Source organism: Actinomycetospora aeridis (genome assembly GCF_037400275.1).
Classification (GTDB): Bacteria; Actinomycetota; Actinomycetes; order Mycobacteriales; family Pseudonocardiaceae; genus Actinomycetospora; species Actinomycetospora aeridis.
The window spans coordinates 57,953-79,968 of sequence record NZ_JBBEGL010000016.1 but is presented as its reverse complement, the minus strand read 5'-3'; the positions used below and the strand labels follow the sequence as shown (position 1 = coordinate 79,968).

Sequence of the window (22,016 nt, the reverse complement as noted above, 5' to 3'; positions counted from 1 at the left end):
ATGTTGGGGCCTATCGCCCCCAACTTCGCTCACATGGGCCGGTCAGCCCACCTGGCGCCAGCAGAACTCGAACACCAGCGCCCACTGGAACGCGCGCTGGGCGTTGTCGGCCGCGCCGCCGTGGCCGCCCTCGATGTTCTCGTAGTACTCGACCCGGTGGCCCTGCTCGCGCATCCGGGCCACGGCCTTGCGCGCGTGGGCGGGGTGCACGCGGTCGTCGCGGGTCGACGTCGTGACCAGCACCGGCGGGTAGGACGCGTCCGCCGAGAGGTTCTGGTACGGCGAGTACTGCGCGATCCAGGCCCACTCCGTGGGGTCGTCGGGGTCGCCGTACTCGGCCATCCACGACGCGCCGGCGAGCAGCAGGTGGAACCGGCGCATGTCGAACAGCGGCACCATGACCACGATCGCGCCGAACAGCTCGGGGTAGCGGGTGAGCATCACGCCCATGAGCAGCCCGCCGTTGCTGCCGCCGTGGATCGCCAGCTGCCCGGCGGTGGTGATGCCGCGGGCGACGAGGTCGCGCGCGACGGCCGCGAAGTCCTCGTACGCCCGGTGCCGGTGCTCCCCGAGCGCCGCGGTGTGCCAGGTCGGCCCGTACTCGCCGCCGCCGCGGATGTTGGCGACGACGTAGGTGCCGCCCCGGGCCAGCCAGCCGCTGCCGACGAGACCGCTGTAGCCGGGCGTCAGGGCGATCTCGAAGCCGCCGTAGCCGGTCATCAGCGTCGGGCCGGGGACGTCGGCGACCCGTCCGACGACGAAGCAGGGGATCCGCGTGCCGTCGTCGGACGTCGCGAAGAACTGCCGCACCTCGAGCCCCGAGGCGTCGAAGCGCGCGGGGGCGGTGCGCAGCACCTCGGGGTCGGCGTCGGTGTCGAGCCCCAGCTCGCCGCGCAGGAACGTCGAGGGCTGGGTGTAGCCGTCGGTGTCGAGGAAGTACTCGTCGCTGGTGTCGGGGTCGACGCCGACCAGGTCGACCGAGCCGAGGTCGGGACCGGCGGGCAGCTCGCGGCGGGCCCAGTCCTGCGACGGCGTCAGCACCTCGAGGCGGGTCACGACGTCGGTGAGGACCGAGAGCACGAGGTGGTTGCGCGTCCAGGCGTGGAAGCTCAGCGACCGGCTCGGCGTGGGCGCGAACAGCACCCGGGCGGTCCGGTCGCCCGCGAGGTAGGCCTCGAAGTCGAAGCACAGCAGGGTGCCCGCCGCGTGCTCGACGCCGGCGACCTCCCAGGGCGAGCGGGTGCGCACGAGCAGCCACGTGCGCTCGACGTCGGTCTCCGCGTCGGGTGGCACGTCGATCAGCACCTGCGTCCCGTCGGGGCGCAGCAGGAACTCCTCGGTGGTGTGGAAGTCGGGGCTGCGGCCGACGAAGTCGCGCTCGTAGCCGGGGGTGTGGTCGTGACCGGCGAAGGCCGACACGTCGGACTCGGCGGCCTCGAAGACGATCTCGGCGTCGCCGACGGACTGCCCGCGCCGCCAGCGACGCATCACGCGCGGGTAGCCGGACGTCGTCAGCGAGCCGGGCCCGAGGTCGGTGCCGACGAAGACGGTGTCGTCGTCGATCCACGAGACCCGGCTCTTGGCCTCGGGCAGGGTGAACCCGTCGGTGATCCAGCCCTTCGTGGGGAGATCGAACTCCCGCACGACGGTGGCGTCGGCGCCCCCGCGCGAGAGCTGCACGAGCGCTCGTGAGTAGTCGGGGTAGCGCACCGCGGCGCCGGCCCAGACCCAGTTCTCGTCCTCGGCGTCCGCCAGCGCGTCGACGTCGAGCAGCAGCTCCCAGTCCGGGTCGCCGGAGCGGTAGCTCTCGAGGGTGGTGCGCCGCCAGAGCCCGCGGGGGTGCTCGGCGTCCTGCCAGAAGTTGTAGAGCAGCTCGCCGCGTCGCCGCACGTAGGGGATGCGGTCGTCGGCGTCGAGGATGGCCCGGAGGTCGTCGCGCAGCGCGGCGAAGCGATCCGAACCGGTCAGCTCGGCCAGCGACTCGTCGTTGCGTTCCTGCACCCAGGCCAGGGCCTCGTCACCCGTGACGTCCTCGAGCCAGAGGTGGGGATCGTCGGCGGCCGGCGTCGTCGGGGAGCTCACCCCGCCATCCTCACCCATCACCCCCGGGTACGGCCCGCGGGTGATCTCATGACGCCGTGACCGGCACCGACGGGCGCGGCTACTACACGCACGCGCAGCAGGGCGAGCACGAGTACGTCGACCTGGGCCGGTTCGTCCTGCGGTCGGGCTACACCCTGCCGGCCGCCACGCTCGCCTACCGGACCCACGGGACGCTGAACGCCGCCAGGGACAACGCGGTGCTCTTCCCGCACATGTACTCCGGGACGCCGTCGTCACTCGACCTGCACATCGGACCCGGGCTGCCGCTGGACCCGGAGCGGTTCTTCGTCATCTGCCCCGGGCAGCTCGGCGGCGGTCTGTCCAGCTCGCCGTCGAACACCCCGGCCCCGTTCGACCGCGATGGGTTCCCGCCCGTGGCGGTCGCCGACGACGTCGTCGCGCAGCACCGCCTCGTCACGGAGCGGTTCGGGATCGAGAAGCTGCACGCGGTGCTCGGCTGGTCGATGGGCGCGCAGCAGACCTACGAGTGGGCCGTGCGCTTCCCGGCGATGGTGCCGCGGGCGGCGGCGTTCGCGGGCACGGCGCGCACCCCCGTCCACAACCAGATCTTCATCGACCTGCACCTCGAGCTGCTGCGCTCCGACCCGGCGTTCGCGGGCGGCTCCTACACGGACTCGGCCGACGTGCGCCTCGGCCTGACCCGCCACGCGCTGGCGTTCTCGCTGCTCGGGTTCACGCCCGAGTGGTACCGCGGCGAGCACTGGCGACGCCTCGGGTACGCGAGCGTGGACGACTTCCGGCAGGGGTTCGTCCGCGCATGGTTCGCGCCGATGGACCCGAACAACCTCGTCAGCCAGGCCTCGAAGTGGCGGCGGGCGGACCTCTCGCCCCACGGCAACGGCTCGCTGCACGCGGCCCTGGGGCGGATCTCCGCGCACTTCTTCGTCGTGCCGTTCGGCGGCGACCAGTTCTTCCCCGTGCGCGACTGCGAGGAGGACGCGGGGCACATGCCGCACGGCGAGCTGCGGGTGATCGACACCCCGGCCGGGCACTTCGCGATGTTCGGGCTCCTCGACGAGGACACCCGGCGCATCCACGCGGTGATGAGGGAGATGCTCGGGAGCTAGTCGCGCCCGCGGCGCAGCAGCTCGCGCCACTCGGCCGCGCTCCAGCGGGCGGGCTCGGTGTCGGCGAGGAACGCGCGCAGCGTGCTCAGCACCGCGTCGGGGTGGGTGTGGAACGGGAAGTGCCCCGCGCCGTCGAACACGGCGAGGCGGCTGCCGGGCATGGCCTCGTGCGCGGTCCGGGCGTGCTCCACCGGGACGATCATGTCGTCGGACCCCCACAGCAGCAGCGTCGGCATCCCGGCGGTGAGGTAGCAGCGGTCGAGCATGGTGACGACCTGGCCGCGCCAGTCGACGACGGCGCGCAGCGTGCGCAGGAACGCGTTGCGGCTGGTGGCGTCGGGGAGGGCGTCGACGATGCGGACGAGGTCCTCCGCGTCGCGTCCGAGGGGATGGTCGAGGCGGGTCAGCGCCCACATCACCGCCGCGGTCGGCGCGCGCACCCCGGGCAGGCCGAGCATCCCGAGGGCGAGCTGGGCACCGGGCAGCGACGCCGCGCGCAGCGCGGGGCTCACGCCCTGGGCGACGCCGCCGGCGCCGACGAGGACGATCCGCTCGGTGTGCTCGGGGTACTGGTAGGCGAACTGCATCGCCACACCGCCGCCGAGCGAGTGCCCGACGAGCGTGGCCCGGTCGATGTCGAGGACCCCGAGCAGGTCGCGCATCCCGTTGGCGTAGGCCGCGACGGAGTAGTCGCCGCGGGGCTTGTCCGAGCCGCCGTGACCGAGGAGGTCGGGCGCCAGGACGGTGTGGTCACGGGCGAGGTCGTCGAGCAACGGCCCCCACGTCGACGAGTCGTCGCCGATGCCGTGGATCAGGAGCACCACCGGCCCCGAGCCCGCCAGGCGGAACGCGCGGCGGTACCCGTGGACGGTGCGGTACTGCAGGGCCCACTCCTCGCCCGGCACGTCCCGCAGGACGGGGCCGGGCGAGGGGGGTCCGGTCGGTGGTCGGCGCAGCAGCACGGCCGGTTCTGCGGCCTCCTCGGTCTCGCGATCTCAGCGGGACCCCGAGGCTAGGCCGACCGTGTGACACCACGTGTCCTGCGCGTTGCCGGCCGGTGACGCTCACCCTGTCGTGCCCGGCTCGTCGTCCGCGGCGGGCTCACCGCTCGCCGTCTCCTCGCCCGCGAGCAGCAGGTAGAGGCGCCGGCGGGTGTCGTCGAGCAGGCGGACCGCCTCGGCGACCTGCTCGTCCCGTCCGACCTGGGCGACCTGCGCCACGGCGCCCGCCAGCCCGGCGCCGGCCTCGCGCAGCGCGCTGAAGCCGTCCTCGGCGGCGGCGGTGTTCCACACGGCGTCGAGCTCCTCGCGGTGCTCGTCGACGTACGTGCGGCCGGCGTCGGTCAGGTGGATCACCGAACGACCCTCGGCCTTCTCGCTGCGCACCAGGCCCTCGTCGGCGAGCTGGGAGACGGTCGGGTAGACCGATCCGGGGCTGGGCCGCCAGGACCCGCCGGAGCGCTCGCCGATCTCCTGGATGATCTGGTAGCCGTGCATGGGCTCCTCCGCGAGGAGGGCCAGCACCGCCGTGCGCACGTCACCGCGCGCGCGGCGTCCACGGTGCCCGCCGCGCGGGCCGCCGGGGCCGCCGGGGCCGAAACCGCCGGGGGCGCCGAAGCCTCCGAATCCGCCGGGGCCTCCCGGCCCGAAGCCGGGCCGGCCGAACGGGCCGCCCCGTCGTCCGCCACGGCGGAACTTCCCGCGCGGACCGCCCGGGAACTCGCCGAACATGGCGTCCCGGCCGAAACCGGGGTGGCGGTGCGGGCCGTGCCCGCGTCCCCGCCCGTGGGTGCGGCCCTCGTGGTCGGGGCCGGCGTCGATGTCCCGGCGGCCGCCGGGGAAATCATGGGTAGTCATGTCGCTCCTCCTTCTTCGTTCGTTCGCGACACTTCAACGATATATCGCGACTGTCGGCAAAGCAAGGCGCCGCCCGAGGAGGCGCGGATCTCAGTGGTGTGCGGCGCGCTCCACGGTGACCGCCAGGGCGGCGAGGAGCTCACGGGCCGAGTCCAGGCTCAGCTCGACGGCGACGCGTGCGCCCGGCCCCCGGTCCGGGTTGAGGAAGTCGATGTTGACGGTGTGCTCGTCGGGCGCGTGGACGGGGTGGTCGTAGTAGACGGTGGCCGTCTCCAGCGGGAACCAGCCGTCGGGGCCCTTGCCGCTGGACTTCGCGAGGGCGAGCTTCTCGGTGCTGTAGGTGCACACGGCGCTAGCTCCCCAGGTGGCGGGCGAGGAAGGATGAGATCTTCTCCCAGCCGTCGACGGCGGCGGCGACGCGGTACGCCGGGCGGTCGACGGAGAAGAACGCGTGGCCGGCGTCGTCGTAGCGGTGGAACTCGTAGGTCTTGCCGTGCTCCCGGAGCAGCTCCTCGAGCTCGTCGACCTGCTCGGGGGAGGGGTAGGAGTCCTCGTTGCCGAACAGGCCCAGCAGCGGGGCCGCCAGCTCGGGGACGCGGTCGGCCAGCGGGGAGACCTGCAGCGGGAAGCCCTCCGGGGGCGTCCCGACGACGAACGCGCCGTAGCAGTCGACCGCCGCCTGGAGGTCGACCTCGATGCCGGCGAGGACCGCCTGGCGCCCGCCCGAGCAGAACCCGATCGCGCCGACCCGGCCGTTGGCGTTGGGCAGGCTGCGCAGCCAGCGCGCGGCGCCGGCGGCGTCGCCGACGAACCGCTCGTCCGGGACGCCGCCCTGCGCGCGGGCGGTGGCGGCGGCGTCGTCGGGGTCGGCGCCGGGGGCCTCCCGGGTGTAGAGGTTCGGGCAGATCGCGTGGTAGCCCATCGTCGCGAACCGCCGGGTGATCTCCTTGGTGCCGGCGTCGTAGCCCGGCATGTGGTGGATGACGATCATGCCGCCGCGCGGCGCGGCGTCCATCGGCCGCACGGTGTAGGCCTCGATCTCGTCGTCCGCGTGCCCGCGGATCGCGATCGTCTCGGCGAGGATGGCGTCGTAGGGCATGCTCCGACCTCCGCTGGTGCGCTGCTGCGTGCCTGTGCGGACGATCAGAGCACCGACGGCCCCGCCGGGCCGACCGGGGGCGTGGTTGCGGGGGGTTCGGCGTGGTTCGGGGTGTTCCAGCCTGGCGGCCACGCTGACGCTCAACGTCAGAAAACCCCCCACGATCACCGCGTGGTGCGCCGCCAGCGGGCCGGACCGTCGCGGTAGAGGTCGCCGCCGCGGAGGTCGTTGACGACGAGCGCGGGGAAGTCGCGGACCTCGAGGCGGTGCACGGCCTCGGCGCCCAGGTCCTCGTAGGCGATGACCTCCGACGACGTGACGCACTGCGAGAGCAGCGCGGCGGTGCCCTCGATGGCGCCGAAGTAGACGCAGCCGTGCTCGAGCATCGCGTCCTTCACGGCCTCCGAGCGGCGTCCCTTGCCGATCATGCCGCGCAGGCCGCGCTCCACGAGCAGCGGCGACCAGGCGTCCATGCGCGACGCGGTCGTCGGGCCGGCGGCGCCGATGGCGTGGCCGGGGCGGGCGGGGGTCGGGCCGACGAAGTACAGCGTCTCGCCGTCGGGGTCGAACGGGAGCCGCGCGCCGGTCTCGATGGCCTCGGCGAAGCGGGCGTGCGCGGCGTCGCGGCCGGTCACCAGCGGGCCGGACAGGAGGACGGAGTCGCCGCTGCGGAGCTCACGCACCGTGTCCACCTCGAGCGGCAGCCGGATCGAGCGCGTGGCGTTACGGACACTGGGCGTCTGCGGCGCCGCGCCGCTGACATCGGGCGAGCCGCTCACAGCGTCACCGTCCGCACACGGTGGGAGTGGCAGTCGAGGTTGATCGCGACCGGGAAGGCCGCGATGTGCGTCGGGTAGGCCTCGATGTGCACGGCCACCGTCGTCACCGTGCCCCCGAACCCCGCCGGCCCGATGCCCGTGGCGTCGATGGCGTCCACGAGCTCGGCCTCCAGCTCGGCCAGCTTCGGGTCCGGCGACGGGGAGCCGGTCGGCTCGCGGGTCAGCGCCTTCTTCGCGAGCACCGCGGCCCGGTCGAACGTCCCGCCCATGCCGATCCCCACCGTCACCGGCGGCGAGGCGCTCGGCCCCGCCGCCTCGATCGTCTCCACCACGAAGCGCCGCATGCCCTCGGCGCCGGCGGCCGGGGTGAGCATGCGCAGGGCCGACATGTTGTCGCACCCGGCGCCCTTGACCAGCAGCGTCAGCCGGACGCCGTCGCCCTCGACGAGGTCGTAGTGGACCATCGCCGGGGTGTTGTCGCCGGTGTTGACACGGTCGACCGGTGAGCGCACCAGCGACGCGCGCAGGTAGCCGTCCCGGTACCCCTCGGCGACGCCCCGGTCGAGCGCCGCCGCCAGCGAGCCGCCCGTGAAGTGGACGTCCTGGCCGATCTCCAGGAAGCAGACCGCGTAGCCGGTGTCCTGGCAGAACGCGATCTGCTCGCGCGCGGAGACCTCCGCGTTGGCGAGCAGCCGGTCGAGCACCTCCTGCCCGATCGGGGACCGCTCGCGCTCCCGTGCCCGCCGCAGGGCGTCGACGTGGTCGCCCCGTAGCTCGTGGTTGGCCTCGATGCACAACCGCCGGACCCTGTCGGCCACTTCGTCGACCGCTATCTCCCGCACGTCGCACGGCTTACCGCACGGTGACGAGGGACGCATGTGCAGCGAGGTCTTCGGGTAGGCGAGGGGACGCCCCGACACACGACCCCGCGACTCCCGCGGGCTCTCAAGGAGGAACACCGGATGGACCTGTCGCGCACCCGAGAGATCTTCGAGCGGCCGGGACCGTTCGCGACGGTCTACCTGGAGGCCGTGCAGGCCGGGGAGAACTCGGCGAAGCAGGTCGAGCTGCGCTGGCGCGACCTGCAGAAGCAGCTGAAGAACGACGGGGCCGACGACAAGACGCTGGCCGCGCTCGACGACGAGCTCGGCGGCGAGCGCCCCGGCTCGGTCACCGGCGTCGGGCGGGTGCTCGTCGCGTCCGCCGACGGCGTGCTGTTCGACGACGAGGTCGAGGCCGTCGACGCGGCCGGCGACATCGCCGTCTGGTCGCCGCTGCCCGAGCTCGGCCGGTACTACCGCAGCCAGACCGGGTCGGTCCGCGTGCTGCTCGCCGTGGTCGACCAGACCGGCGGCGACCTCTACCAGGTGATCGCCGACAACAGCGAGGGCGCCCGCGAGCTCTCCGAGGAGACGATCAAGGGCCAGGCCATCGAGACCGTGCACAAGGCGCGCGGCGGCGGCCCCGGCAACCGCACGCGGCAGAACCGCCACGAGATGGCGTCGTACGAGAACGCCGACGAGGTGGTCAAGGGCATCCGCAGCGCGGTCAAGCAGTTCCGCCCCGAGGTCATCGTCCTGGCCGGCGAGGTCCAGGGCCGCTCCTCGGTGCGCAACGAGCTGCCCGGCGACCTCGCCGACATCACCCGCGAGATCGAGGCCGGCAGCCGCGCCGCGGGCGCGTCGGAGGACGCGCTCGAGGACGCGATGCTCACGGCCGCCGGCGCCGTCGCCACCGAGCGCGAGACGCGCGTGCGCCAGCGGTTCGAGGAGGGCAAGGGCCACGCCAACGCCGTCGAGGGCCTCGAGCCGGTCCTCGAGGCCGCCCGTACCGGCGCGGTGGACACGCTGCTGCTGGTCGACGGCCAGGAGGTGCCGGGCGAGCTCTACGTCGGGTCCTCGCCGGAGCAGATCTCCACCGACCCGGCCAACCTGAAGGAGATGTCGGACACCGAGCCCATCGCCCGGCCCGCCGAGCAGGTGCTGCTCCGCGCCGTCGGCGCGCTCGGCGGCGACGTCCAGGTCCTCGGGGGAGGCGCCGAGCTCCAGGACGGCGTCGGCGCGAACCTGCGCTTCCCGACCGGGAGCTGAGCCCGCCCACTCCTGACACGAACGCGCCGTTCGCTGCTTCTAGCGCAGCGAACGGCGCGTTCGTTGCGTCCGGGGAGGGCGCACGGCAGAGGGCTCAGAGCAGCGCGGCCAGCTCCCGGGCGGCGGTGCGGGCGTCGTCGAACGTCACGTACGGCGCCGCGAAGCCGAAGCGCAGGAGGTCCGGCGGGCGGGCGTCGACGACCACCCCGCGGCGGGCCAGCGCGGCGCACAGGCCCTCGGCGTCGCGCACCCGGACCGCGACGTGCCCGCCCCGTCGCCGGTGCTCGACCGGGGTCACGACGTCGGCGGTGTCCGGCAGGGCCGCGAGGAACGCATCCCCGAGCGCCAGCGACGCCGCCCGGACGCCGGCGAGGTCGGGGCTCCCGGGGTCGTCGAACACCCCGAGCGCCCCGTCGAGGGCCAGCATCGAGAGCATCGGCGGCGTCCCGACGCGCAGCCGTCCCACACCCGGCGCGGGCGTCCAGGCCTCGGTCATGGCGAACGGCTCGGCGTGCCCGGTCCAGCCGGTCAGCGGCGGGTCGAGGACGTCGTGGTGCCGCGCCGCGACGTAGGCGAACGCCGGCGCGCCGGGGCCGCCGTTGAGGTACTTGTAGGTGCAGCCGACGGCGAGGTCGACCCCGAGCGCGTCGAGCTCGACGGGCATCACGCCCACCGCGTGGGAGAGGTCGACGAGCACGACGGCCCCTGCGGCGTGGGCACGCCCGACGACGGCCGCGAGGTCCCACCGCTCCCCGGTCCGGAAGTCCACCGCCGGCACGGCGACCACGGCGGTGTCGCCGTCCGGCGCCATCGCGTCGGGGGCGGCGGTGACGAGCGTGAGCCCGGTCAGGCGCGCGACGGAGGCGGCGAGGTAGCGGTCGGTCGGGAAGTGGCCGCCGTCGGAGAGCAGCACGCGACGCTCCGGACGCAGCCGCGCGGCAGCGATCAGCGCGCCGAAGAGCTGCACCGACGTCGAGTCGCCGACGACCACCTGCCCCGGCGCCGCACCGACCAGCGCGCCCACCCGGTCGCCGAGACGCTGCGGGGTCGCCCACCAGCCGCAGTCCTCCCAGCCGGCGACACCGACCGTCGCCCACTGCTCGTCGACCGCGGCCAGCAGGGCCGACCGCGCGGCGTGGGGTTGCGCGCCGAGCGAGTTGCCCGCGAGGTAGACGGCGTCGGAGCCGTCGGGCGCGCGGGGCAGGGTGAACGAGGCGCGCGCCCAGCCCGGCTCAGGCGAACTGCTCGAGGGCACGGATCTTGTTGGTCGCGTCGAGGGCGGCGACCTTGTAGGCCTCGGACAGCGTCGGGTAGTTCAGGACGGCGTCGACGAGGTAGTCGACGGTCCCGCCGCACCCCATGATCGCCTGGCCGATGTGTACGAGCTCGGTGGCCGACGTGCCGAAGACGTGCACCCCCAGCAGCGCATGCGTCTCGGGGGAGACGAGCAGCTTGAGCATCCCGTAGTCGTCGCCGACGATCTGCCCGCGCGCGAGCTCGCGGTAGCGCGAGATCCCGACCTCGTAGGGGACGGCCTTCTCGGTCAGCTCGGACTCGGTCGCCCCGCAGTAACTGACCTCGGGGATCGTGTAGATCCCGAACGGCGACACCTCGGCCATGGAGGCTGCTTCACCTTTGTGGGGGTGCTCGTCGAACGCGTGGTACGCCGCCTGCCGGCCCTGCTCCATCGACGTCGCGGCCAGGGCGGGGAAGCCGATGACGTCGCCGACCGCGTAGATGTGCGGGACCGCGGTGCGGTAGTGCTCGTCGACCTTGATCCGCCCGCGGGCGTCGGTCTCGAGACCCGCGCGCTCCACCTCGAGCTCGTCGGTGACGCCCTGGCGCCCGGCCGAGTACATGACCGTCTCGGCCGGGATCTTCTTGCCCGAGACGAGCGTGGTCACGGTGCCACGGTCGGACACCGAGACCCCCGAGACCTCCTCGCCGAAGCGGAAGGTGACCGCGAGGTCGCGCAGGTGGAACTTCAGCGACTCGACGACCTCGGCGTCGCAGAAGTCGAGCATCTGCGGGCGGCGCTCGACGACCGTGACGCGCGTGCCGAGCGCGGCGAACATCGACGCGTACTCGATGCCGATCACCCCGGCGCCGACGACGACCATGCTCGACGGGATGTGCTCCATGGTGAGAATGCCGTCGGAGTCGAGGACGCGGCGGTCGTCGAACTCGACCTGCGGGGGCCGCGCGGGCCGGGTGCCGGTGGCGATGACGATCCGGTCGGCGGTGACGACCTGGTGCTCGCCGCGCCGCTCGCCGATCACCTCGACGGCGTGGTCGTGGACGAACCGCGCGGCGCCGGCGAGCAGGTCGACCCGGTTGCGCTGCAGCTGCGCCCGGATCACCTCCTCCTCGCGCCCGATGACGAAGTGGGTGCGGGCGAGCAGGTCCTGCACGGTGATGTCCTGCTTGAGGCGGTAGCTCTCGCCGTAGAGCCCGCGCATCGCGTAGCCGGTGAGGTAGAGGACGGCCTCGCGCAGGGTCTTGGACGGGATCGTGCCGGTCTGCGTGCAGACGCCGCCGATCATGCCGCGCCGCTCCACGACCGCGACCCGCTTGCCGAGCTTGGCCGCCGCGATCGCCGCCTTCTGCCCGCCGGGACCGGAGCCGATGACGACGAGGTCGTAGTCGCGGCGGGGGCCGGGGTCGGTCTGCGTGCCGACGGGCTCGGACGGGGGCTGCTCGGGTGGGTCCACCGGGTGCACGTGCTCACCCTCGCCGCCGCCGCGCGGCCGGGCAAGCGGATCGCCGGTGACGCCTCCGTGAACCCGGGCCGCCCGAGTTGTCCACAGGCGTCGGAGAAACAGGGATCCGTCGGAACCGCCGCTGCGTCGGAACCCGCGTGAGCACCGAACCGCACCCCACCGCGTCCCCGTCCGCCTCCCTCTCCCTGCGCCTGCACGACCCCGGCGAGCTCGTGGCCGCCGTGCCCCACCTGCTCGGCTTCCGCCCCGTGGCGTCCCTGGTCCTGGTCGCGGTCCACGACGACGGCGCCGGCCCGGGTCGCCGGCTCGGCGTCGTCGCCCGGGCCGACCTGCCGCCGCCCGAGCACGTCGCCGCGGTCGTCGCGGGCTGCGCGGGTCGCATCACGGCGACCGGCCCGCAGGAGGTGGCCGCGATCGTGGTGGAGGAGGCCGACGGTCCCGACGGGGCCGACGGGCCCGACGAGCCACCCCGCCAGGACGTCGCCGACGCGGTGCGCGAGGCCTTTGCCGCCCACGACGTCCCCGTGCCCACGCGGCTGTGGGTGCCCCGGATCGTCGCCGACGTGTCGTGGCGCTGCTACCCGCCGTGCGACTGTCGCGGCCGGGTCGGCGCCACGGACGACTCCCCGATGGCGGCCGCCGTCGCGTGGCTGGGCCAGGTCACCTACGGCTCCCGGGCCGAGCTCGAGGCCTCGCTCGCGCCGGGCCCGCCCCGGCCACGCCTCGGGGAGCTCCTGCGCGCCGAGCTCGAGGCGGCCGTCCTCGACCGTGAGCTCGGCGGACCGGCCGCGGCACGGCGCGACCTCGTGGCCGTCGCCGCCGCCCGCGACGAGGTGGCGGCCGGGCGGGCGCTCACCGAGGCCGAGATCGCCCGGGTGGGCGTGGCGCTCGGCGACCCGACGGTGCGCGACATCGCGATGGGCTGGGCGCTCGACCCGGACGAGTCCGTGGCGGCGGCCGCCGAGCAGTTGTGGACGCTGCTCGTGCGGGCGGTCCCCGCGCCGCAGGTCGCCGATCCGGCCGTGCTGCTCGCCTGCTCGCTGCTCGTGCGGGGTGGGTCCGCGCTGGTCGGCATCGCCCTGGAACGCGCGCAGCGGGCCGATCCCGGGCACCGGCTCACCAACCTGGTGGTGGCGCTCCTCGGTGCGGGCGCCGGCCCGGAGCAGGTGCGCGGCATCATCCGTGACGCCGCCGCGGAGTGCGAGGCCCGCCTGCGTGGCCGCAGTGGGTGAGCGCCGGGTGAGCGCCGGGTGAGCGCCGGGTGAGCGTGCTCAGGCCGTGCGGGACGACCGCGCGAAGTCCCAGGCGTCCGCGACGATGCCGTCGAGGTCGGTGTGGGTCGGCTTCCAGCCGAGCGTCTCGCGGGCCCGGGCGGACGAGGCGACGAGCACCCCGGGGTCGCCGGTCCGGCGGGGAGCGACGCGCGCCGGGATCGGGTGCCCCGTGACCCGGCGGCAGGCCTCGATCACCTCGAGCACCGAGAAGCCGGTGCCGTTGCCGAGGTTGCAGACGAGGTGCCCGCCGGCCTCCGCGATCGCCGGGGCGTCGCCGGCCAGCAGGTCGAGCGCGAGGAGGTGGGCCTCGGCGAGGTCGTCGACGTGGATGTAGTCGCGCACGCAGGTGCCGTCGGCGGTGGGCCAGTCGTCGCCGAACACCGCGATCTCGTCCCGCTGCCCGAGGGCGACCTGCAGCACGAGGGGGATGAGGTGGGTCTCGACGGTGTGCCGCTCGCCCAGCGCCGGCGCGTCGCCCGCGGCGGGGTGGGCGCCGGCCACGTTGAAGTAGCGCAGGCTGACTGCGCCGAGCTCGCCCCCGGACGCCGCCGCGTGGGTGCCGATCGCGTGGTCGACGGCGAGCTTGGTGGCGCCGTAGGTGTTGGTGGGGCGGGTCGGCGCGTCCTCGGTGATCGGGGACGTCTCGGGCTCGCCGTACGTCGCCGCCGTCGAGGAGAACACCAGCCGCGGCACGCGGTGGCGGCGCAGGGCGTCGAGCAGCGCGAGGGTGGTGACGACGTTGCCGTGCCAGTACTTCGCGGGGTCCACGGCCGACTCGCCGACCAGCGAGCGGGCCGCGCAGTGGATGACCCCGTCGACCCTGCCGGTGTCGCCCCCGCCGCCGAGGACCTCGTCGGCGACCTCGGCGACGTCCCCCTCGACGAGCCGGGCGCCGGAGGGGACGGCGTCGCGGTGCCCGGTGGACAGGTCGTCGACCACCACCACGTCGTGCCCGGCGTCGAGCAGGTGCTGTGCGCACACACTGCCGACGTAGCCCGCCCCGCCCGTGATCACCAGCGTCATGGGCGCCAGTGTGCCCGGGACGGATTACTGCGCGCGCACCAGCACGGCGTGTGCGACGAGCGGGTCGACCTCGGAGCGCGAGCCCTTGTGCCCGACGCCCACCGCGTCGCCGAAGCGCGGGATGGCCACGACGTCGACGTCGCTGCCCGGCAGCACACCGGCCTTCTTGAGGTGGGCCATGAGCGGCTCGTTGAGCTGGATGTGCTCGGCGATGCGGCGCACCTCGACCTTGCCGCCGCCGCTGCGGGCGAACTCGTCGAGACGGACGAGGCCCGCCTCGTCGGGGGTCGGCGTGCGCGTGGGCGCCGGCACCTCGCCGTGGCCGTCGCCGGAGCGCAGCGACTCGAGACCGGGGATCGGGTTGCCGTACGGCGACACCGACGGCTCGCCGAGCAGCGTGAAGAGCTTGCGCTCGACCGCGTCGCTCATGACGTGCTCCCAGCGGCACGCCTCGACGTGGACGTGCTCCCACTCGAGACCGATGACGTTGACGAGCAGCAGCTCGGCGAGGCGGTGCTTGCGCATGACGGCCACCGCCTTGGCGCGGCCCTCGGGGGTGAGCTCGAGGTGGCGGTCGCCGGCCACGTGCACCAGTCCGTCGCGCTCCATGCGGGCGACGGTCTGGCTGACGGTGGGGCCGCTCTGCTCGAGACGTTCGGCGATGCGGGCTCGGAGGGGGACGACCCCTTCCTCCTCGAGCTCGTAGATCGTGCGGAGGTACATCTCGGTGGTGTCGATGAGGTCGTTCATGTCCACCCCTTTCTACGCACCCATGGTACCGACGACGCCAGAGGTCGAACGGCGGTCACGTCGTGGGGCAGGGCACGATCGTCGCATGGCTTCCTCGCCGGGTCCCCTGCCCACGCCCGTCGTGCCCGTCGCCTGGCTGCGCGACGCCCTGGAGCGTCCGGGAGACGCAGCGGAGCGGGGCTCGACCACCGACAGGCGCCGTCCCGTCGTGCTCGACGTGCGCTGGACGCTGCGCCCGCCGCCGCGCACCGCCAAGGAGCGCAAGGCCGCGGCGCGGGAGGACCCGCCGGGTCTGGTGGAGCACGACGCCGGCCACATCCAGGGGTCGGTCTACGTCGACCTCGACACCGAGCTCGCCGGCCCGCCGGGGCCGGCCGGGCGCCACCCGCTGCCCGACCCGGACGTCCTCGAGGAGACGCTCCAGCGCGCCGGGGCGACGGCGGCGTCGGAGATCGTCCTCTACGACGGCGGCGACGGCATGGCCTCGGCGCGGGCGTGGTGGGTGCTGCGCTGGGCCGGTCTGCGCCCCGACCAGGTCGCGGTGCTCGACGGCGGCTGGGCGGCGTGGGTCGCGGCGGGTGGCGAGGTGTCCACCGCCGGGGGCGGGGTCCGCGCGCCCGGCGACCTCCAGATCCGGACGGGGGCGATGCCGGTGCTCACCGCCGAGGACGCGGCGGGGCTGGCCGCGGGCGAGCAGGGCGTGCTGCTCGACGGCCGGGCCGCCGAGCGCTTCCGCGGCGAGACCGAGCCGATCGACCCGGTCGCGGGCCACGTCCCGGGCGCGGCCAACCTCCCGGCGGCGTCGCTGCTCGCCGACGGCCACTGGCGCGCCCCCGACGACGCGGCGGCCGCGCTGCGCCCGCTCGTCGAGGAGGCCGGCGCGGTCGGCGCCTACTGCGGGTCCGGGGTGAGCGCGGCGATGCTCGTGCTCGGCCTCGAGCACGCCGGCCTGCGCCCACCCGAGGACCCCGCGGGGCTCTACGTGGGCAGCTGGTCGCACTGGTGCGGGACGGGGCGCCCGGTCGAGACCGGCTCATAGGAGGAGATCGACTCCGGGGACCGGTACCGTCGCGCCCGTGACCAGCTCCGGCGCGTCGACCGTGGACCCGGCCCGTGTGGCCGTGGTGTGGGACGAGAGCCTCCTGGGCTACAAGCTCTCCGAGGACCACCCGCTGCACCCCGTGCGCCTCGACCTCACCATGCGCCTCGCCCGGTCGCTCGGGGTGCTGGAGGGGATCGAGCCGCTGGTGCCGTCCCCGGCCCCGGACGCCGAGGTGGAGCGCATCCACGTCGCGTCCTACCTCGACGCCGTGCGCCGCGCCCCGTCCCACGGCGACGACCCGCGCCACCAGCTCGGCACCACCGACAACCCGATCTTCGAGGGCATGCACGAGGCGAGCGCCCTGGTGTGCGGCGGCTCGATCGCGGCGGCCCGCGAGATCGCCGAGGGCCGTGCCGACCGGGCGGTCAACATCGCCGGCGGCCTGCACCACGCCATGGCCGACCACGCCTGGGGCTTCTGCGTCTACAACGACTGCGCCGTCGCGATCTCGTGGTTGCTCGACCACGGCTACGAGCGCATCTGCTACATCGACACCGACGTCCACCACGGCGACGGCGTCCAGACGGCGTTCTACGACGACGACCGCGTGCTGACGATCTCGATGCACCAGCACCCGCGCACGCTCTGGCCGGGCACCGGGTTCGCCTCGGAGCTCGGCGGCGGCAGCGCCTCGGGCAGCGCCGTCAACCTCGCCCTGCCGCCCGGCACGCGCGACGCCGGCTGGCTGCGCGCGTTCCACGCGGTGGTCCCGGGGCTCCTGCGGGCGTTCCGGCCGCAGATCCTGGTCACCCAGTGCGGCGTGGACACCCACCACGAGGACCCGCTGGCCGAGCTCTCGCTCACCGTCGACGGCCACCGGGCGATCTACGGCTCCCTGCGCGACCTGGCCGCCGAGCACAGCGACGGCAAGTGGCTCGCGCTCGGCGGAGGCGGCTACGGCCTGTTCCGCGCGGTGCCGCGGTCGTGGACCCACCTGCTCGCGACGGTGCTCGACCGCGACGTCGACCCGCACCGGCCGATCCCGGCCGACTGGACGTCCTACGCGACGGAGAAGACCCGGCGCCCGCTGCCGACCTCCATGACCGAGGACGCCCCCGTCGACTTCGAGCGGTGGGGCGGGTTCACCGAGGTCGAGGTCGACCCGTTCCTGCTCGAGACCCGGCGTGCGGTGTTCCCGCTGCACGGCCTCGATCCCGCGGACTCCCGCGACTGACCGCTCCCTGACCCCAGCACCCCCCGAGGGCGAGGATGACCGAGACGGCGGACCCCGACGCCATCACCGCAGAGGTCCGGGCGGTGCCCGACGCGCCCTATCCCGCCCACTGGGAGGCTGACGTCGTCGCCTCCGACGGGGCGACGGCCCACCTGCGCCCGATCTCGACCGACGACGCCGACGCCGTGGTCGCCTTCCACGGCCGGCTCTCGGACCGCACGCGGTACTTCCGCTACTTCAGCCCGTACCCCCAGATCCCCGAGCGCGACCTCAAGAACTTCGTCGAGGTCGACCACCACGACCGGGTCGCCCTGGTGCTCTGGCTCGGCCGGGAGATCATCGCCATCGGGCGCTACGTGCGGCTCGCGGAGTCGCCGGCGGCCGAGGTCGCGTTCGTCGTCCGCGACGACCACCAGGGCCGCGGGCTCGGCTCGATCCTGCTCGAGCACCTCGCGGCCGCCGCCCGCGAGTGCGGGCTCACGCGCTTCGTCGCCGAGGTGCTCACCGAGAACCACCAGATGGTGCGCGTCTTCCGGGAGGCCGGGTTCGAGGTCAGCCGCGCGTTGGAGGGCTCGACCCTGCACCTGGAGTTCGACGTCGCCTCGACGTCGCGGGCACGGGAGGTGCAGCTCTCCCGCGAGCAGCGCGCCGAGGCCCGCAGCGTCGCGAACGTGCTCACCCCGCGCTCGGTGGCCGTCGTCGGCGCCTCGCCGGACCCGACGAAGATCGGCCACGTCGTGCTGGCGAACCTGCTGCGCGGCGGGTTCACGGGCCCGGTCTACCCGGTGCACCCGGAGGCCCGGTCGGTGCTCGGGGTGCGGGCGTACCCGTCGGTCACCGACATCCCCGACGACGTCGACCTCGCCGTGCTCGCGGTGCCGCCCGACGAGGTGCCCGGCGTGTTCGACGCCTGCCTCTCGAAGGGGGTGCGCGCGCTCGTCGTCATCACCTCGGGCTTCGGCGAGCAGGGCCCCTCCGGGCTCGCGGCGCAGCGCGAGCTGGTCTCCGACGCCCGCGCCAACGGGATGCGGGTGGTCGGGCCGAGCGCGCTCGGCGTCATCAACCTCGACGCCAAGGTGTCGCTCAACGCCTCGCTCGCGCCGCACCTGCCCCCGCCCGGCCGGGTCGGGTTCTTCTGCCAGTCCGGCGCGCTCGGCATCCAGATCCTCGCCGCCGCCGCCGACCGCCGCCTCGGGCTCTCGTCGTTCGTGTCCGCCGGCAACCGCGCGGACCTGTCGGGCAACGACCTCATGCAGTACTGGGACACCGACCCTGACACCGACGTCGTCCTGCTCTACCTCGAGAGCTTCGGCAACCCGCGCAAGTTCGCCCGTGTGGCGCGCCGGCTGGCGCGGACGAAGCCGGTGATCGCGGTGAAGAGCGGGCGGCACGTCGCGGTGGCCCCGGGTCTCGCCGGCAGCGCCCAGCCGATCGACGAGGCCGCGGTGGGCGCCGTGTTCGACCAGTCCGGGGTCATCCGCGTCGACTCCGTCGACGAGCTCTTCGACGCCGCCCAGCTGCTGGCCCACCAGCCGCTGCCGCCCGGCCCGCGGGTCGGGATCGTCGGCAACTCGACCGCGCTCGGCATCCTGGCCGCCGACGTCGTGCTCGCCCAGGGCCTGTTCCTGGCCCGCGACCCGGTCGACCTGGGGACGGCGGCGGGCGCGGAGGAGCTGCGCGCGGCCGTCGCCGACATGCTGGCCGACGACCAGTGCGACGCCCTCGTCGTCGTGTTCGTCCCGGCGATCACGACCGACCCGACCGATCACGCCCGCGCCCTCGCCGACGCGGTGGCGGGCGCCGACAAGCCGGTGGTGTCGACGTTCCTCGCCTCGGAGGGCGTGCCCGAGGTGCTGACGGTGTCGAACGGGGAGGACGGCGGGCCGCAGCGCGGCAGCATCCCGTCGTACCCGAGCCCCGAGCGTGCGGTGCTCGCCCTGTCCCGGGCCGTGCGCTACACCCAGTGGCGCTCGCGCCCGGTGGGCGACTTCGTCGTCCCCGAGGGCGTCGACGTCGAGGCCGCGCGGACCCTCGTCGACGACATCGCCCCGGCGCCGCGCACGGTGCTCTCCGACGAGCAGGCCGACGCGCTGCTGCGCTGCGTCGGGGTCGTCGTCGCCCCGTTCCGCCGGGTGCGCACGGCCGACGACGCCGTCGCCGCGGCGCGCGAGCTCGGCGGCGCGGTCGTTCTCAAGACCGCCGACCGCAGCTGGCGCCACCGCACCGACCTGCGGGGGGTGCACGTCGGGCTCACCGAGTCGACGGCGATCTCGAGCGCCTACGACCAGCTCGTCGAGCTCTCGGGCACCGACGAGGTCTACGTCCAGGTGCAGGCGCCGCCGGGCATCCCGTGCGTCGTCGAGATCCGCGACGACCCGTCGTTCGGCTCGCTGGTGTCGTTCGGGCTGGCGGGCGTCGTCGGCGAGCTGCTGGGCGACCGGGCCTACCGCGCGACCCCGCTGTCGACGATGGACGCCGCGACGCTCGTGCGCGCGCCCCGGGCGGCCCCGCTGCTCGACGGCTACCGGGGCGCCCGCCGCGCCGACCTCCCGGCCCTCGAGGACCTCGTCCTGCGCATCGGCGTGCTGGCCGACGCGATCCCCGAGATCCGCTCGCTGGTCATCGACCCCGTGCTCGCCGCCGACCGGGGTGCGCACCCCACCGGCATGACGGTCGTCCTCGGCCCGCCGCCGGGGCCGCGCGACGCCGGCCCGCGCCGCCTGCGCTGACGCGCCACGCCCAGGACGACCACCGTCGCGAGCCCGAGGTAGGCGAGCACCAGCACCTCACCGCCGGGCGGGAGGGCGACCGCCACCCCGGTGCGCGCGCCGTCCGCGTCGAGCACGACGCGGTTCACCGTGAGCACGACCAGGTGGACGGCGACGCAGGCGCCGAGCGAGCCGGTGGTTGCCCGCACCGTGGCCAGCAGGGCGCCGAAGACGGCGAGCAGCACCGCGTAGGAGAGGGGGTCCTGGCCGCCCGGCGCGAACGTCGCCGGGGCGGTGGGCAGCCCGAGGACGTCGCCGAGGCCGGCCGCGAGGGCGATCCCGGCCGCGGGGGTCACCACGAACAGGGCGGTGGTGACGGCGGCGGCGACCACCGGCCGCCCGGCCAGCTGCCCGAACGTCAGCCCCCGCAGTGCCGCCTCCTCGGGGAGGGCCTCGAGGGCGAGGGCCACGACGGCGTTGACCGCCAGGAAGCCGGCGAGCGCGCCGACGTCGACGGCGAGCACCCGGGTGCCGCCGGCGACCGCGTCGACGCCGAACACGACGACGGCGCTGCCCAGGACGGTGAGCGTCGGCATGCCGGCGCCGGCCCACCGGGGGCGTGGCAGCCCCGTGGCGCGCCACGCGAGGGCGACCAGCGGCAGGACGACGACCGCCATCACCAGGGGAGACACCCCACCGGCCCCGGTCGCCGCCACGATCCCGACGGCGCCGAGCCCGACCGCGACCGCCGCGGGCCCGGCGAGGGTGCCGACGACACGGACAATACGTTCGTATTGGCGAGTCACGAGGGCACCGTGCCACGCTGGGCCGCCCATGGACAAGACCGCCGGCACCGACGACCCCCGCGACCGCCTCGACGCGGCCGTCACCGCCCTGATCGCCGAGGAGGGGCTCGCCGGGGTCAGCGTGCGCAAGGTCGCCGCGCGGGCCGGGGTGTCGGTCGGGATGGTCCAGCACCACCACCCGACGAAGCGGGACATGCTCGCCGCCGCGGCCGAGGCGGTGAGCAGGAGCTTCGCGGCGCGGACGGAGCGGGCGGTGACCGGGCTGCCGCCCCGGGAGGCGTTGCGCGAGCTGTGCCGGCAGCTGCTGCCGCTCGACGCGGCGCGTGCCGACGAGGGCCGGGTGTGGCTCGCGTTCGTCGCCGCCGCGGCGGTCGACGACGACCTCGCGGCGCGGCACACGCGGGGGTGGCGCGAGCTCGAAGACCTGCTGGCCGAGCTGGTCGCGCGCTGCCGCCACGACGGTGACGACATCGACGACGCCGACCGGGCACACGCCGCCGGCCTGCTCGCCACCCTCGACGGCCTCGCCGTCGGCGGCGTCGTCGAACCCGGACGCCTGCCACCCGAGCGCCTCGAGGCCCTGCTCGCCGGTGCGCTACGCGCCTGTGAGCAGTAGCGCGTGCCGGAGCACCGATTTCTGCTCACGTGCGCGCAGCGCACCTCGAAGGAGTGACCGCGTCGGAGCGGCGTCGGGGTCCGCGCGCCCCTACGGTCGGTCGGACCATGCGCAGCGCACCGGCGATCGTGACCACCCTGCGCCTCGGCCTGCTCGCGGCGGCGGTCCTGCTGGCCGCGGGATGCGGGGAGTCGGGGCCCCCGGAGCCGGGGCCCGGGGTGCCGCCGACGATCCCGACCGCGGCGCCGCCACCGTCGAACCGCCCGGTGCCGGCGGAGCCCGACCCCCTGACCGCGGCGCCGCCTGCGGGCGCGACGGCGCTCCCGACGGGACGCGTGGACGCCTCGGCGCTACCGGCGGGTCTGCCGACGCTCGTGTGGACCCGGGGGGACACCGTCATCGGGGTGTACGGGCGCGCGGGCGGCTGCACGGACGCGCGACTGGCCGTGGTCGACCAGGATGCCGAACGCGTCGTGCTGCGGGTCGAGCAGTTCAGCACCGGGCCGGGCCCGTGCACACGGGAGCTCGTCTACCCGCCGCTAGAGGCCACGCTCGCGGCGCCGCTGGGGGAGCGCCCGGTCGTCCTCACGGGCGCGGTCGTCTAGGACCCGGGAAAGCCGGAAGACCGGGCCGGCCCGACCGTCCCGGTCTCCCGTCGCTGACGGACACCGAGGTCCGCCGTGTGGTCTGAAGAGGGTGGTCTGGTCGGGCCGGGGTGACCCCAGGTGAGTGAGGTCACATCCGGCCCGCGCGGTTCAGACTGCCGTTACCGGCGAGTCATCGTCAATGCGTCGACCCGGTGGCCGCTGCGGGACCGATCCCGTCACG

General features: G+C 74.8%; 19 protein-coding genes and 1 pseudogene. 8 read left to right on the top strand and 12 right to left on the bottom strand.

Features of this window, described 5'->3' with window-relative positions; genetic code table 11:
* Nucleotides 1-42: 42 nt before the first annotated feature.
* Nucleotides 43-2,100 (bottom strand): prolyl oligopeptidase family serine peptidase, encoded by a 2,058-nt coding sequence (locus WCD41_RS29990; protein WP_373695217.1) that lies wholly within the window; start codon nt 2,098-2,100, stop codon nt 43-45.
* 38 nt (nt 2,101-2,138) lie between these two features.
* Between WCD41_RS29990 and WCD41_RS29985 the strand changes: the two genes are divergently transcribed.
* Complete coding sequence (locus tag WCD41_RS29985; RefSeq protein WP_337718914.1) at nt 2,139-3,191, top strand: alpha/beta fold hydrolase; 1,053 nt, start codon at nt 2,139-2,141, stop codon at nt 3,189-3,191.
* Here the strand turns inward: WCD41_RS29985 and WCD41_RS29980 are convergent.
* The 6 genes from WCD41_RS29980 to WCD41_RS29955 form a co-directional block, all read right to left on the bottom strand.
* Entirely contained in the window at nt 3,188-4,096 is a 909-nt protein-coding gene (locus tag WCD41_RS29980) for an alpha/beta fold hydrolase (RefSeq protein WP_337718919.1), read from the bottom strand. The genes WCD41_RS29985 and WCD41_RS29980 overlap by 4 nt on opposite strands.
* 159 nt (nt 4,097-4,255) lie before the next feature.
* Complete coding sequence (locus tag WCD41_RS29975) at nt 4,256-5,047, bottom strand: PadR family transcriptional regulator (protein ID WP_337718913.1); 792 nt, start codon at nt 5,045-5,047, stop codon at nt 4,256-4,258.
* A 90-nt stretch (nt 5,048-5,137) separates the two neighbouring features.
* On the bottom strand, nt 5,138-5,395 hold the full coding sequence (locus WCD41_RS29970) for a DUF6295 family protein (RefSeq protein ID WP_337718912.1): 258 nt from the start codon (nt 5,393-5,395) through the stop codon (nt 5,138-5,140).
* A 4-nt stretch (nt 5,396-5,399) separates the two neighbouring features.
* Nucleotides 5,400-6,146: a dienelactone hydrolase family protein gene (locus tag WCD41_RS29965; protein WP_337718911.1), complete on the bottom strand. Its 747-nt coding sequence runs from the start codon at nt 6,144-6,146 to the stop codon at nt 5,400-5,402.
* 164 nt (nt 6,147-6,310) lie between these two features.
* Nucleotides 6,311-6,925 carry a FumA C-terminus/TtdB family hydratase beta subunit gene (locus WCD41_RS29960; RefSeq protein ID WP_444876311.1) on the bottom strand — a complete coding sequence of 205 codons (615 nt, stop codon included), beginning with the start codon at nt 6,923-6,925 and terminating at the stop codon, nt 6,311-6,313.
* Complete coding sequence (locus tag WCD41_RS29955; RefSeq protein WP_337718917.1) at nt 6,922-7,803, bottom strand: fumarate hydratase; 882 nt, start codon at nt 7,801-7,803, stop codon at nt 6,922-6,924. Before WCD41_RS29955 ends, WCD41_RS29960 begins: the two co-directional genes overlap by 4 nt.
* 84 nt (nt 7,804-7,887) lie before the next feature.
* Here WCD41_RS29955 and WCD41_RS29950 point away from each other — a divergent pair, with 84 nt between their 5' ends.
* The gene (locus tag WCD41_RS29950) at nt 7,888-9,015 is read left to right on the top strand and encodes a baeRF2 domain-containing protein (RefSeq protein ID WP_337718910.1); all 1,128 of its coding nucleotides are present in this window, start codon (nt 7,888-7,890) and stop codon (nt 9,013-9,015) included.
* 94 nt (nt 9,016-9,109) lie between these two features.
* Here the strand turns inward: WCD41_RS29950 and WCD41_RS29945 are convergent, their stop codons facing one another.
* Both WCD41_RS29945 and sthA read right to left on the bottom strand, forming a co-directional pair.
* Nucleotides 9,110-10,270: an aminotransferase class V-fold PLP-dependent enzyme gene (locus WCD41_RS29945; RefSeq protein WP_337718909.1), complete on the bottom strand. Its 1,161-nt coding sequence runs from the start codon at nt 10,268-10,270 to the stop codon at nt 9,110-9,112.
* Nucleotides 10,248-11,642 carry a Si-specific NAD(P)(+) transhydrogenase gene (gene sthA, locus WCD41_RS29940; protein WP_373695219.1) on the bottom strand — a complete coding sequence of 465 codons (1,395 nt, stop codon included), beginning with the start codon at nt 11,640-11,642 and terminating at the stop codon, nt 10,248-10,250. Before sthA ends, WCD41_RS29945 begins: the two co-directional genes overlap by 23 nt.
* A gap of 230 nt (nt 11,643-11,872) precedes the next feature.
* On the opposite strand from sthA, the gene WCD41_RS29935 reads away from it, so the two are divergent.
* Nucleotides 11,873-12,967 (top strand): DUF4192 domain-containing protein, encoded by a 1,095-nt coding sequence (locus WCD41_RS29935; protein ID WP_337718907.1) that lies wholly within the window; start codon nt 11,873-11,875, stop codon nt 12,965-12,967.
* A 39-nt stretch (nt 12,968-13,006) separates the two neighbouring features.
* Here WCD41_RS29935 and galE read toward each other — a convergent pair whose 3' ends face one another.
* Together galE and WCD41_RS29925 are read right to left on the bottom strand one after the other, a co-directional pair.
* Nucleotides 13,007-14,032 carry a UDP-glucose 4-epimerase GalE gene (gene galE / locus WCD41_RS29930; protein WP_337718906.1) on the bottom strand — a complete coding sequence of 342 codons (1,026 nt, stop codon included), beginning with the start codon at nt 14,030-14,032 and terminating at the stop codon, nt 13,007-13,009.
* A gap of 24 nt (nt 14,033-14,056) precedes the next feature.
* Nucleotides 14,057-14,782, bottom strand: coding sequence for an iron-dependent transcriptional repressor DtxR (locus WCD41_RS29925; RefSeq protein ID WP_337718905.1), 726 nt, complete (start codon nt 14,780-14,782; stop codon nt 14,057-14,059).
* Between the two features lie 85 nt (nt 14,783-14,867).
* Here WCD41_RS29925 and WCD41_RS29920 point away from each other — a divergent pair, with 85 nt between their 5' ends.
* From WCD41_RS29920 to WCD41_RS29910, 3 genes are read left to right on the top strand one after another with little or no spacing between them, the layout of a single operon-like run.
* Complete coding sequence (locus WCD41_RS29920) at nt 14,868-15,821, top strand: sulfurtransferase (RefSeq protein WP_337718904.1); 954 nt, start codon at nt 14,868-14,870, stop codon at nt 15,819-15,821.
* A 37-nt stretch (nt 15,822-15,858) separates the two neighbouring features.
* The gene (locus WCD41_RS29915) at nt 15,859-17,058 is read left to right on the top strand and encodes an acetoin utilization protein AcuC (RefSeq protein ID WP_337718903.1); all 1,200 of its coding nucleotides are present in this window, start codon (nt 15,859-15,861) and stop codon (nt 17,056-17,058) included.
* 35 nt (nt 17,059-17,093) lie between these two features.
* Nucleotides 17,094-19,787, top strand: coding sequence for a bifunctional acetate--CoA ligase family protein/GNAT family N-acetyltransferase (locus WCD41_RS29910; protein ID WP_337718902.1), 2,694 nt, complete (start codon nt 17,094-17,096; stop codon nt 19,785-19,787).
* Between the two features lie 149 nt (nt 19,788-19,936).
* Here the strand turns inward: WCD41_RS29910 and WCD41_RS29905 are convergent.
* A pseudogene (locus WCD41_RS29905) lies at nt 19,937-20,362 on the bottom strand (CPBP family glutamic-type intramembrane protease); the annotation flags it as partial.
* Between the two features lie 238 nt (nt 20,363-20,600).
* Here WCD41_RS29905 and WCD41_RS29900 point away from each other — a divergent pair.
* Nucleotides 20,601-21,188, top strand: a complete 588-nt coding sequence (locus tag WCD41_RS29900) for a TetR/AcrR family transcriptional regulator (protein ID WP_337718901.1) — start codon at nt 20,601-20,603, stop codon at nt 21,186-21,188.
* 107 nt (nt 21,189-21,295) lie between these two features.
* A complete protein-coding gene (locus WCD41_RS29895) occupies nt 21,296-21,793 on the top strand; it encodes a hypothetical protein (RefSeq protein WP_337718900.1) in 498 nt (165 codons plus the stop codon).
* The last annotated feature ends 223 nt before the right edge of the window (nt 21,794-22,016 follow it).